This is a genomic window from Citrobacter sp. RHBSTW-00599 (assembly GCF_013784065.1).
GTDB classification, from domain to species: domain Bacteria; phylum Pseudomonadota; class Gammaproteobacteria; order Enterobacterales; family Enterobacteriaceae; genus Citrobacter; species Citrobacter braakii.
In genome coordinates, this window is record NZ_CP056717.1 from 4,874,092 (window position 1) to 4,886,898 (window position 12,807).

Annotated in this window: 12 protein-coding genes; 8 read left to right on the forward strand and 4 right to left on the reverse strand. The window is 52.3% G+C overall.

Annotated elements, in window-relative coordinates; genetic code table 11:
- On the reverse strand, positions 1–1,161 hold the full coding sequence (gene metB / locus HV243_RS23545; protein WP_053388903.1) for a cystathionine gamma-synthase: 1,161 nt from the start codon (positions 1,159–1,161) through the stop codon (positions 1–3).
- Positions 1,162–1,426: 265 nt separating this feature from the next.
- Here metB and metJ point away from each other — a divergent pair, with 265 nt between their 5' ends.
- Complete coding sequence (metJ, locus tag HV243_RS23550; RefSeq protein ID WP_003825168.1) at positions 1,427–1,744, forward strand: met regulon transcriptional regulator MetJ; 318 nt, start codon at positions 1,427–1,429, stop codon at positions 1,742–1,744.
- Between the two features lie 53 nt (positions 1,745–1,797).
- Here the strand turns inward: metJ and HV243_RS23555 are convergent, their stop codons facing one another.
- The 3 genes from HV243_RS23555 to rpmE all read right to left on the reverse strand — a co-directional run bounded on the left by HV243_RS23555 (position 1,798) and on the right by rpmE (position 4,542).
- The gene (locus HV243_RS23555; RefSeq protein WP_053388904.1) at positions 1,798–3,222 is read right to left on the reverse strand and encodes a glycoside-pentoside-hexuronide (GPH):cation symporter; all 1,425 of its coding nucleotides are present in this window, start codon (positions 3,220–3,222) and stop codon (positions 1,798–1,800) included.
- 87 nt (positions 3,223–3,309) lie between these two features.
- Entirely contained in the window at positions 3,310–3,990 is a 681-nt protein-coding gene (locus tag HV243_RS23560) for an oligogalacturonate-specific porin KdgM family protein (protein ID WP_053388905.1), read from the reverse strand.
- A gap of 339 nt (positions 3,991–4,329) precedes the next feature.
- Positions 4,330–4,542 carry a 50S ribosomal protein L31 gene (gene rpmE / locus HV243_RS23565; protein ID WP_008787040.1) on the reverse strand — a complete coding sequence of 71 codons (213 nt, stop codon included), beginning with the start codon at positions 4,540–4,542 and terminating at the stop codon, positions 4,330–4,332.
- Positions 4,543–4,799: 257 nt separating this feature from the next.
- Between rpmE and priA the strand changes: the two genes are divergently transcribed.
- From priA to rraA, 7 genes are all read left to right on the forward strand, one after another.
- Positions 4,800–6,998 (forward strand): primosomal protein N', encoded by a 2,199-nt coding sequence (priA, locus tag HV243_RS23570; protein ID WP_016155264.1) that lies wholly within the window; start codon positions 4,800–4,802, stop codon positions 6,996–6,998.
- A gap of 156 nt (positions 6,999–7,154) precedes the next feature.
- On the forward strand, positions 7,155–8,180 hold the full coding sequence (gene cytR / locus HV243_RS23575; RefSeq protein ID WP_016157916.1) for a DNA-binding transcriptional regulator CytR: 1,026 nt from the start codon (positions 7,155–7,157) through the stop codon (positions 8,178–8,180).
- Positions 8,181–8,273: 93 nt separating this feature from the next.
- A complete protein-coding gene (ftsN, locus tag HV243_RS23580; protein WP_072034356.1) occupies positions 8,274–9,248 on the forward strand; it encodes a cell division protein FtsN in 975 nt (324 codons plus the stop codon).
- Between the two features lie 91 nt (positions 9,249–9,339).
- On the forward strand, positions 9,340–9,870 hold the full coding sequence (gene hslV / locus HV243_RS23585; protein WP_003028805.1) for an ATP-dependent protease subunit HslV: 531 nt from the start codon (positions 9,340–9,342) through the stop codon (positions 9,868–9,870).
- A gap of 9 nt (positions 9,871–9,879) precedes the next feature.
- A complete protein-coding gene (gene hslU / locus HV243_RS23590) occupies positions 9,880–11,211 on the forward strand; it encodes an HslU--HslV peptidase ATPase subunit (RefSeq protein WP_003028803.1) in 1,332 nt (443 codons plus the stop codon).
- A 67-nt stretch (positions 11,212–11,278) separates the two neighbouring features.
- Positions 11,279–12,208 carry a 1,4-dihydroxy-2-naphthoate polyprenyltransferase gene (gene menA / locus HV243_RS23595; protein ID WP_016157915.1) on the forward strand — a complete coding sequence of 310 codons (930 nt, stop codon included), beginning with the start codon at positions 11,279–11,281 and terminating at the stop codon, positions 12,206–12,208.
- 92 nt (positions 12,209–12,300) lie between these two features.
- Positions 12,301–12,786: a ribonuclease E activity regulator RraA gene (gene rraA / locus HV243_RS23600; protein ID WP_008787034.1), complete on the forward strand. Its 486-nt coding sequence runs from the start codon at positions 12,301–12,303 to the stop codon at positions 12,784–12,786.
- Positions 12,787–12,807 lie beyond the last annotated feature (21 nt).

Here is a 12,807-nt window from a genome sequence, read left to right on the forward strand (position 1 = left end):
TTACCCCTTGTTTGCAGCCCGGAAGCCATTTTCCAGGTCGGCAATTAAATCTTCGCCATCTTCAATACCGGTGGAGATACGCAACAGCGTTTCCGAAATTCCGGCAGCAGCACGCGCTTCTGGCGCCATTCCCGCGTGTGTCATGGTTGCGGCATGGGAGATCAGACTTTCAACGCCCCCTAACGATTCCGCCAGCGTAAACAATGACAACCCGCCGAGGAAGCGACGCAGCGTTTGCTCATCACCATCCAGCTCAAAACTCAACATCGCGCCAAACCCTTTTTGCTGACGCGCGGCAATCTCATGGCCCTGATTATCCGGCAATGACGGGTGATACAATTTTTTCACCAGCGGCTGAGTTTGCAGATAATCCACAATCGCCTGAGCATTACGTTGCGCCACCTCCATACGAGGTGACAAAGTACGCAGGCCGCGCAACAGCAGATAACTATCAAACGCGCCGCCGGTCACACCAATATTATTCGCCCACCATGCCAGTTCAGTGACCATTTCCGGATCTTTTGCTATCACCACACCAGCCACTACGTCGGAGTGACCGTTTAAATATTTCGTGCATGAATGCAACACCAGATCGGCGCCTAATGCCAGTGGATTTTGCAGTGCCGGGCTTAAAAAAGTGTTGTCCACCACGCTGACCGCACCAGCCTCGCTCGCCAGCTGGCAGATTTTCGCGATATCCACCACGCGCAACAGCGGGTTGCTTGGGCTTTCTACCAGCACCAGCTTCGGTTTTTCCGCCAGTGCCGCCTGCAACGCCTGCTCATCTCCTTGATCGACAAACAGTACGCGATAACAGCCACGCTTTGCCAGGCTGTCAAACAGACGATAGCTCCCGCCGTAGCAGTCGTGCGGTGCGACCAGCAGATCGCCAGGCTTGAGGAATACCGTGGTCACCAGATGAATCGCCGACATGCCGGTATTGGTCAGTACTGCCCCCGCCCCACCTTCCAGTTCCGCCAGCGCACGCTGAACGACATCACGCGTTGGGTTACCGCGACGCGAATAGTCATGGGCGCGAGGCTCATTAAAACCGGTAAAGTTATAGGTGCTGGAGAGGTGGATCGGCGGGACAACGCAACCGTACTGTTCGTCGTCATTTAACCCGCTACGCACTGCGATGGTGGCCTGTTTACGCGTCATATTGAGGAGATCCTGGCTGAGTCGGTGAAAAGTCAGACACCAGAGTAATCATAGTTACGATAGCCGTCAATACATCTGGACATCTAAACTTCTTTGCGTATAGATTGAGCAAACCGGAAATAGCCGTTAAAATTATATGCATTAGCGTACATCTGCGTCGGCTTACTTCGTGTCAGGGCCACGCCACTACGATAAACTACGCGCAATTATGGTCCGGGCTCAGGTTCTGGCCTCAATATTAATGACAAAGAGGATTAGGTATCTCATGGCTGAATGGAGCGGCGAATATATCAGCCCATACGCTGAGCACGGTAAGAAGAGTGAGCAAGTCAAAAAAATTACGGTTTCCATTCCTCTGAAGGTGTTAAAAATCCTTACCGATGAACGCACGCGTCGTCAGGTTAACAACCTGCGTCACGCCACCAACAGCGAACTGCTGTGTGAAGCGTTTCTGCATGCTTTTACCGGGCAACCATTACCCAACGATGACGACCTGCGTAAAGAGCGCAGCGATGAAATCCCGGAAGAAGCAAAGGTAATCATGCGTGAACTGGGTATCAACCCGGAAACGTGGGAATACTGATTTTTCAAGACAGATGAGAAAAGGCGGGATTACTCCCGCCGCTTCTCACTACGTTACTTACTGATACCATTAAGCTTATTCAATGTTTCTTCCATTTTGAGCGTCTCTTTACGGTTCAATGGATAGAAATAAATCAGAATGACCGCTGCCAAGAACAGGCATAAAGCCGGTAACAGATTTGCCATCGTATAGATGTTTTCCTGCACAATGCTGGTTTGCACAGCGCCGCCCGTTGACGAAGATTGATAACCAATGATGGCCAGCATAAAGCCGCCAATAGCCCCTGCGCACGCCTGGCCAACCTTGCGGGCGAAGAAGTTCACGCCATAGACGGTCCCATCTTCACGATCGCCGGTGACATACTGGTGATAATCACACACATCGGTCATAAACGCCCAAATCATCAGGTTGAATAACCCGGCACCCAGCGTCGCCAGGAACAGGAAAACCAAATAAACCTTCGCGTCGGTAATGTGAGTGAAGTACATAATCACATACATGGCTACCGCAAAGAGCAGCGCGCCTACGCTGGCTTCTTTCTTACCAAAGCGCTTCGTGAGCCAGGATGCCGAGGGTGCCAGCAAAACCAGAGAGCCAAAGGTGAATAGCAATGCAACGGACATGGCCTCTTTGTTATGGAAATAGTCATTAAACAGGTAAGTCATGTTGGTACCAGACAACCCCTGATTAATCACAATCAGCAGATCCACAACCACTAAAACAATTAGCGCTTTATTGCGTATCAACCCCTTCAGCAGCACAGAAACCGGCATGCTCTCTTTTCTTTCCACTCGCACGCGTTCCGTCGTTAACTGACAGGTCAACGTTAAAAAGATAAACCCCAGCACAGAACAACCAATGGCAATCCAGAAGAAATGCTGCCCAGAGATCACCTGGCTCCCGTCCACCAGAGTGGTGTACATCAGGATCGGAATAAAAAAGCCGGTTGTCCCGCCGCCGATGGCGGACCCAACGCTGCGCCAGGTTGACAGCGATACGCGATCTTCCGGATTCGAGCTAATCGCCGCAGACATGGCGCCATACGGAATACTCACTGTCGATAACAGCGAACCGTAAATAAAATAGGAACAGCAGATGTAGATAATTTTCGCCGTATAAGAAAAATCATGCACAAACGGCAGGAACAGAACGACCGCAATGATGCAAAATGGGTACTTCATGCGGCGCACCCAGGGGTTAAATCGCCCATGTACCGTCAGTTTAGAGGTATCACATAAGCGCCCTACGCCAACGTCGACAAACGCATCAAAGAGTTTGGTCACAAAATAGAGTGAACCAACAATAACACCGGAAATACCGAGTACGTTGGTGTAATAAATCATTAAAAAACTATTTACCAGTCCAAGAATAAAACAGGTTCCGAGGTCACCACATAAATAACCGAATTTATCTCTTAATCCGAAAGGCCTGACAGCAATATTTTGATTGCTTCCGATCATTGTTCCATCATTAGACATGATGTTAACTCCTTAGACACATTATTCACGCAAACTATGCGTATACCGATGCTCAGCGTAATAAATCGATACGAAGTGTATTAACGGTCAGAAGTTATAACCGAGACCAACGCGATAGCGGGTCTGACGATCGTCTGTGGTTGTGGTGTTATACCCCGAGGAAACGTTACCTACCTCAACAAATGGAACCCATGAGCCTATTTTATACGCCACACGGAAGTTATATTCGTAATCGTCTTTTCGGTTGTTATATAAATCTTCGCTATCGGCAATTTTATAAATACCGTTCAGCTCAAACATCCAGTCATTGATGTTGTAACCGAGCCATGCTTCCGGACGATAGACCATGCGGTCATCCTTGCCGTCAGTGTTTCTGCGCATGTACTCCTGACGATAGCGGAACGCGGTCCACCAATGGTCATTGATGTTATACTGCACGCGAATATAAGGCTTATAAATCGCGATGTTATCGCCCGTTTCGATCGCAATACCCGGCTGCCAGACAAGGTCTTTCCAGGTGAACTGGTAGCTGGCCGTATACTCGTTGCCATTACTTTCCATATTATTCCACGCATCATTAGATTGCGTATTTTCGGAACGTGAAATGGCCTCGACTGCCACACCAAAACCCGTAGCAAAACGATGCGACATATAAACACGGTCGTAATTACGACCATCATCATAATATTCATGTCGATAATCAACATAACCCGCTTGCGCGGCCGCAGAGAATAATGAAATCAGTAATAACGTGGATTTAAATTTCATGACCATCCCTCTTCACACTAAATCTAGGAAATTGCCCATCTCGCTCCGTCCATAAATGAAGAAACGATGAAGGAATAAGAATAATTTTATATTTCCACGAAAGTGTATTTTAGAAAGAAGGAAGAAACCTTTGGTATTTTGCCAAAGATTGGCATAAGTGGCAAAAACAAGAAGATAAAAAGGACGCAGATCACCAGTTGAAACATTTTATCGCAAAAATAAAAACACCGTTTTATTTATTAAATAAAAGACATTATTCAATACATCAATACGAATTTCAGTCTGCAGGCGCAGATACAAAAAAAGCGCCATAAGGCGCTTTTTTCTGACAGCTGAAACTTACTTGCTGCCTGGGATGCTGAAACGCTTGTTGAAGCGATCAACACGGCCACCGGTAGCAACATCACGCTGCTTGCCAGTATAGAACGGGTGGCACTGACCGCACACGTCCAGGTTCAGATCGTGACCGACGGTAGAGCGGATTTTCATGACGTTACCGCAAGAGCAGTTTGCAGTAATTTCTTCGTATTTCGGGTGAATATCTTTTTTCATGGGAAAACCTCGGTTTAAGGCCGCGTCGCTCTTCCAGCCCTAACGCCAGACACCACGCGATGTTAATTATTCCCCGTCACCTTTCACGCTGCATCAACAGCCTGAAACTCTCGGGTAATGGTCATTGTTTGACGCAATCAATTTGCATCAAAGGCGGCGAATCATACAGAAATTAACCTGCTCATGCAAACTGATCCGCATTCTACCCTTCACTAATGTGTATACTAACCCGCCAGATTTCAAGTCAGGATGATTCAATGCCCGTTGCGCACGTTGCCTTACCCGTTCCGCTACCTCGCACCTTTGACTACCTGCTGCCGGAAGGCATGAGCGCCAAAGCCGGGTGTCGTGTACGCGTGCCCTTTGGCAAGCAACAGGAGCGCGTGGGCATCGTTTTATCCGTCAGCGAGCACAGCGAACTGCCGCTGAGCGAATTGAAAGCCGTTCTCGAAGTGCTGGACAGCGAGCCGGTTTATTCGACCTCCGTCTGGCGTCTGCTGCTGTGGGCGGCTGACTATTATCACCATCCTATCGGCGACGTACTGTTTCACGCCCTGCCGATTCTGCTGCGCCAGGGACGCCCGGCGACAAACGCGCCCATATGGTACTGGTTTGCCACTGAAGAAGGTCAGGTTATTGATCTCAACAGCCTCAAGCGCTCTCCCAAGCAACAGCAGGCGCTGGCTGCGCTACGCCAGGGAAAAATCTGGCGCGACCAGGTGGCTGAGCTCGAATTTAATGACGCCGCATTACAGGCGCTGCGGAAAAAAGGGCTGTGCGATCTGGCGAGCGAAACGCCTGGTTTTAGCGACTGGCGTACCCACTACGCGGTTTCCGGTGAGCGTCTTCGACTGAACACCGAGCAAGCCACCGCCGTCGGGGCGATTCACAGCGCCGCGGACAGTTTTAGCGCCTGGCTATTAGCGGGCGTGACGGGCTCAGGCAAAACAGAGGTCTATCTAAGCGTACTGGAAAATGTCCTGGCCCAGGGCAAGCAGGCGCTGGTGATGGTGCCGGAGATTGGCCTGACACCGCAAACTATTGCCCGTTTTCGCGAACGCTTCAATGCGCCAGTCGAAGTCCTGCACTCCGGTTTGAACGACAGCGAACGTCTTTCGGCCTGGCTGAAAGCAAAAAATGGCGAAGCGGCGATTGTTATCGGCACGCGCTCGTCGCTGTTTACACCGTTTAAAAATCTCGGCGTGATTGTCATCGACGAAGAGCATGACAGCTCTTATAAACAGCAGGAAGGCTGGCGCTATCATGCGCGCGATCTCGCGGTTTATCGCGCCCACAGCGAGCAGATCCCGATTATTCTCGGCTCAGCCACTCCGGCTCTGGAAACGCTGTGCAACGTGCGACAGAAAAAATATCGCATGCTGCGCCTGACGCGCCGTGCCGGAAATGCGCGCCCAGCCACTCAGCACGTGCTGGATCTCAAAGGTCAGCAGGTGCAGGCCGGACTTGCCCCTGCGCTTATCACCCGTATGCGTCAGCACCTGCAGGCGGATAACCAGGTGATTCTGTTTTTGAACCGCCGGGGCTTTGCTCCTGCGCTGCTGTGTCATGACTGCGGCTGGATTGCCGAATGTCCGCGCTGCGATCACTACTACACGCTGCATCAGGCACAGCACCATTTACGCTGCCACCACTGCGACAGCCAGCGCCCAATACCACGTCAGTGCCCTTCCTGCGGCTCAACGCATATGGTTCCGGTTGGACTCGGCACCGAACAGCTTGAGCAGGCTCTGGCCCCTTTTTTCCCCGGCGTGCCAATCTCACGCATCGATCGCGACACCACCAGCCGTAAAGGGTCGCTGGAGCAGCATCTGGCGGAAGTACATCGCGGCGGCGCACGAATTCTGATCGGCACGCAAATGCTGGCCAAGGGCCACCACTTCCCGGACGTCACCCTGGTGGCGCTTCTGGACGTTGACGGCGCGCTGTTCTCTGCAGATTTCCGGTCGGCAGAACGCTTCGCCCAGCTTTACACGCAGGTCTCTGGCCGTGCCGGACGCGCCGGGAAACAGGGCGAAGTGGTGCTACAAACGCACCATCCTGAGCATCCGCTGCTGCAAACTTTGCTGTACAAAGGTTATGACGCGTTTGCCGAGCAGGCGCTGGCCGAGCGACAAACGCTCCAGCTTCCACCGTGGACCAGCCATGTGATCGTGCGGGCAGAAGATCATAACAACCAGCATGCGCCAATGTTCTTACAACAGTTGCGAAATCTGATCCAGGCCAGTCCGCTTGCCGATGACAAACTGTGGGTGCTCGGCCCGGTTCCCGCCCTGGCCCCCAAGCGCGGCGGTCGCTATCGCTGGCAAATTTTGTTGCAACATCCGTCGCGAATTCGCCTGCAGCATATCGTCAGCGGTACGCTGGCGCTGATCAATACGTTACCCGATGCACGTAAGGTTAAATGGGTGCTGGATGTCGATCCCATCGAGGGATAATCCCTCACGATGCGAGGCGGATCGTAAAATTAAAGATCCATCACACTTTTTATGAAAATTCTGTAACCGCTTCCATTAACTATCTGATAAAAATGTTTCAGATGAAGGCTATTCAAGGACGAGTCTGTGCCAGCAGCTCTCTGGCGAGGAGAAAGAGTGAAACCGAATAAGCAGGTTGCCGCCGCTACGATGAAAGATGTTGCTCTGAAGGCGAAAGTCTCAACGGCAACCGTATCCCGCGCATTAATGAACCCGGACAAAGTCTCGCAGTCAACCCGTAACAAGGTTGAACAGGCTGCGCTGGAAGTGGGATATTTACCCCAATCAATGGGACGCAACGTTAAGCGTAATGAATCACGTACCATTCTGGTGATTGTGCCGGATATCTGCGATCCGTTTTTTAGTGAAGTGATTCGCGGCATAGAAGTGACCGCCGCTGAGCAGGGATATCTGGTGCTTATCGGCGACTGCGCCCACCAGAATCAGCAGGAAAAGACCTTCCTCAACCTCATTATCACCAAGCAGATCGATGGCATGGTGCTGCTCAGTTCGCGACTGCCGTTTGATGCCAGCGTGGAAGAGCAGCGCAACTTGCCGCCGATGGTCATGTCCAACGAGTTCGCGCCAGAGCTGGAACTCCCCACCGTGCACATTGATAATCTCACCGCCGCCTTCAACGCGATGAACTATCTGCTGGAACTGGGGCATAAACGCATTGGCTGTATCGCCGGACCAGAGGATATGCCGCTGTGCCATTACCGTCTGCAAGGTTACGTTCAGGCATTGCGCCGCAGTGGAATTACGGTCGATCCGCATTTCATCGCGCGTGGTGACTTTACCTATGAAGCGGGAGCCAATGCGCTTAAGCAACTCCTTGAGCTTCCACAGCCACCTACTGCGGTCTTTTGCCACAGCGATGTCATGGCGCTGGGGGCACTCTCTTACGCCAAACGTCAGGGTCTGAAGGTACCTGACGATTTATCCATCATTGGCTTTGATAATATTTCGCTCACGGAATTTTGTGATCCACCCCTGACAACCGTCGCACAGCCGCGTTTCGATATCGGACGTGAAGCTATGCTGTTACTGCTCGATCAATTACAAGGTCAGAACGTCAGCAGTGGCTCACGTTTACTGGACTGCGAGCTTATTATTCGGGGCACTACCCGGGCACTGACGTAAAGTAAAGTGCTTTCGGACTCCCCTGTCTGGTCAAAGGCCCGCCGCTTAAGTAACATGGCGGGCTGACGAACGAATAAATACAGCGAAACGATAGTGGCACAACGAGATTATGTACGTCGCGGCCAACCGGCACCTTCGCGGCGCAAGAAGAGCACATCACGGAAAAAACAACGCAATACGCCTGCGGTATCGCCCGCTATGGTTGCTATTGCTGCAGCCGTACTCGTGACCTTTATCGGTGGTCTGTACTTCATTACGCATCACAAGAAAGAAGAGTCCGAAACGCTGCAAAACCAGAAAGTCACCGGTAATGGCATCCCGCCAAAACCGGAAGAGCGCTGGCGATACATCAAAGAGCTGGAAAGCCGTCAGCCTGGCGTACGTGCGCCTACCGAACCGTCTGCAGGCGGCGAGGTACTGAACGCCGATCAGCTTACCAATGAGCAGCGCCAGTTGTTGGCGCAAATGCAGGCCGATATGCGCCAACAGCCAACGCAGCTCAACGAAGTACCGTGGAACGAACAAACTGCGGAACAACGCCAGCAAACGCTGCAGCGTCAACGTCAGGTGCAACAGCAGCAGTGGAATAACACCCAACAGCAGGCTCAACAGCCGCGCCAACGGGTAACAGAACAGCCGTACCAGCAGCAGCAAACGCGTACTGCGCAAGCCGCACCGGTACAGCAGCCGAAGGCGCAGCCAAAACCGGCGGCTCAACAGCCGTATCAGGATCTACTGCAAACACCTGCGCATACCACCGCCGCTCAACCGAAAACGCAGCCGGCCGCGCCGATAACAAATGAAACGCAGCCGCCAAAACAGACGGCGGAGAAAAAAGATGAACGCCGCTGGATGGTACAGTGCGGCTCATTTAAAGGCGCTGAGCAGGCAGAAACCGTGCGCGCGCAGTTGGCTTTTGAAGGCTTCAACTCACGTATTACCACCAATAACGGCTGGAATCGCGTGGTCATTGGTCCGGTCAAAGGCAAAGAGAATGCCGACAACACCATCAGCCGCCTGAAAGTTGCTGGTCACACAAACTGCATTCGACTCGCCACTGGGGGTTGAAACCCCCAAAATCCCCCCCATCTATACTTGCATTACGCCCCGCATACTGCGCGGGGCCTGTGTTTTGCATTTGTAACCAAGGGGTCTGCTCGTGACAACAATAGTAAGCGTACGCCGTAACGGCCATGTGGTAATCGCCGGTGATGGTCAGGCCACACTGGGTAACACCGTAATGAAAGGCAACGTGAAGAAAGTCCGCCGTCTGTACAACGACAAAGTCATCGCGGGCTTTGCGGGCGGTACTGCGGATGCATTCACGCTGTTTGAACTGTTTGAACGCAAGCTGGAAATGCACCAGGGTCACCTGGTGAAAGCTGCCGTTGAACTGGCAAAAGACTGGCGTACCGACCGTATGCTGCGCAAACTCGAAGCGCTGCTGGCCGTTGCGGATGAAACTGCATCACTCATCATCACCGGTAACGGCGACGTCATCCAGCCAGAAAACGATCTGATTGCCATCGGCTCCGGCGGTCCCTACGCCCAGGCTGCTGCACGCGCTCTGCTGGAAAACACCGAGCTTGGCGCACGCGAGATTGCTGAGAAAGCGTTGGATATTGCAGGGGATATCTGCATTTATACCAACCACTTCCATACCATCGAAGAATTGAACTCCAAAGCGTAAGGATCCCCCATGTCTGAAATGACCCCACGCGAAATTGTCAGCGAACTGAACAAACACATCATCGGCCAGGACAACGCTAAGCGTTCCGTGGCGATTGCCCTGCGTAACCGCTGGCGCCGCATGCAGCTCAACGAAGAGCTGCGCCATGAAGTTACGCCGAAAAACATTCTGATGATTGGCCCAACCGGCGTCGGTAAAACCGAAATCGCCCGTCGTCTGGCAAAACTGGCCAACGCGCCGTTCATCAAAGTTGAAGCAACGAAATTTACCGAAGTCGGCTATGTTGGTAAAGAAGTTGACTCTATCATCCGCGATCTGACCGATGCTGCCATCAAAATGGTCCGCGTTCAGGCCATCGAGAAAAACCGCTTCCGTGCCGAAGAGATGGCGGAAGAGCGCATTCTCGACGTGCTGATCCCACCGGCTAAAAATAACTGGGGACAGTCAGAGCAGCCGCAGGAACCTTCTGCAGCGCGTCAGGCGTTCCGTAAAAAACTGCGTGAAGGCCAACTGGATGATAAAGAGATCGAAATCGATCTCGCGGCCGCACCGATGGGCGTTGAAATCATGGCGCCTCCGGGAATGGAAGAGATGACCAGCCAGCTACAGTCCATGTTCCAGAACCTGGGCGGTCAGAAGCAAAAACCGCGTAAGCTGAAAATCAAAGACGCGATGAAGCTGCTGATTGAAGAAGAAGCGGCCAAACTGGTGAATCCGGAAGAGCTGAAACAGGAAGCTATCGACGCCGTTGAGCAACACGGAATCGTGTTTATCGACGAAATCGACAAAATCTGTAAGCGCGGCGAATCCTCCGGCCCGGACGTGTCCCGTGAAGGCGTACAGCGCGACCTGCTGCCGCTGGTTGAAGGCTGCACGGTCTCCACTAAACACGGTATGGTGAAAACAGACCACATTCTGTTTATCGCCTCTGGCGCATTCCAGGTAGCGAAACCGTCTGACCTGATCCCGGAACTGCAGGGTCGTCTGCCGATTCGTGTCGAGCTGCAGGCGCTGACCACCAGCGATTTTGAGCGTATCCTTACCGAACCGAATGCCTCCATCACCGTCCAGTACAAAGCGCTGATGGCGACCGAAGGTGTGGACATCAACTTCACCGAATCGGGCATTAAACGCATTGCCGAAGCGGCCTGGCAGGTCAATGAAACCACCGAAAACATCGGTGCACGTCGTCTGCATACCGTTCTCGAGCGTCTGATGGAAGATATTTCCTATGATGCGAGCGATTTAAACGGCCAAAGCATCACAATTGATGCCGAATATGTGAGCAAACATCTGGATGCGCTGGTCGCAGATGAAGATCTGAGCCGTTTTATCCTATAATCGCGTTCAATGCATTTTCATCACTGTTGATGGGGCTGATAAAGCCCCATTTTTATTGGCGCTAAATATGACTGAACAACAAAAAATTAGCCGCTCACAAGCCTGGCTGGAAAGTTTACGACCTAAGACCTTACCGCTCGCCTTCGCGGCGATCATCGTCGGTACGGCATTAGCATGGTGGCAAGGATACTTCGATCCGCTGGTTGCTCTGTTGGCATTGATTACGGCAGGACTGCTGCAAATTCTGTCCAACCTCGCTAACGACTATGGCGATGCCGTCAAAGGCAGCGACAAGCCCGACCGCATTGGACCACTGCGCGGTATGCAAAAAGGGGTTATCACCCAACAGCAGATGAAGCGTGCGCTGATCGTTACCGTGGTGTTGATCTGTCTGTCGGGTCTGGCCCTGGTTGCTGTGGCCTGTCACACGCTGGCGGATTTTGTCGGTTTCCTGGTACTTGGTGGCCTGTCGATTATCGCGGCGATCACCTACACCGTGGGTAATCGCCCTTACGGATATATCGGTCTGGGCGATATTTCCGTGCTGGTATTCTTTGGCTGGCTTAGCGTGATGGGAAGCTGGTATCTGCAGGCGCATACGCTGATTCCGGCGCTGATTCTGCCTGCCACCGCCTGTGGCCTGCTGGCAACTGCCGTGCTCAACGTCAACAACCTGCGCGATATCAACAGCGACAGAGAGAACGGCAAGAACACACTGGTAGTACGTTTAGGTGCCGTCAATGCCCGCCGCTACCATGCCTGCCTGCTGATGGGTACGCTGGTCTGCCTGGCGCTGTTTAACTTGTTTTCGCTACAAAGTCTGTGGGGATGGCTGTTTATCCTTGCCGCTCCGCTGCTTTTCAAACAGGCGCGTTACGTGATGCGCGAAATGGATCCTGCGGCAATGCGTCCGATGCTGGAACGCACCGTAAAAGCGGCACTATTAACTAACTTGCTGTTTGTCGTTGGAATTTTCTTAAGTCAGTGGTCTCTTTAACTGACAAATATCAATTAACAATTGATGATTTTGCCAACAGTACACATAGCGCGATATACTAAAAATTCTCGCAGCAACTGAACGTTAAGCCTATGAAATACGATACATCCGAGCTTTGTGACATCTATCAGGAAGATGTCAACGTCGTGGAACCGCTGTTCTCTAACTTTGGAGGACGGTCGTCGTTTGGCGGACAAATCATCACGGTAAAATGTTTCGAGGACAACGGGTTGCTGTACGATCTGCTCGAACAAAATGGCCGTGGTCGCATTCTGCTGGTCGATGGCGGCGGTTCTGTCCGTCGTGCGCTGGTCGATGCCGAACTGGCACGACTGGCCGTACAGAATGAATGGGAAGGTCTGGTCATCTACGGCTCAGTCCGCCAGGTAGACGATCTGGAAGAACTGGATATCGGCATTCAGGCGATTGCCGCAATTCCGGTAGGTGCTTCAGGAGAAGGTATTGGGGAAAGCGATGTGCGCGTCAACTTTGGCGGCGTGACATTCTTCTCCGGCGACCACCTTTACGCCGACAACACCGGGATAATCCTCTCCGAAGACCCGCTCGATATCGAGTAAGTGAAAAAGGCACCGCAAGGT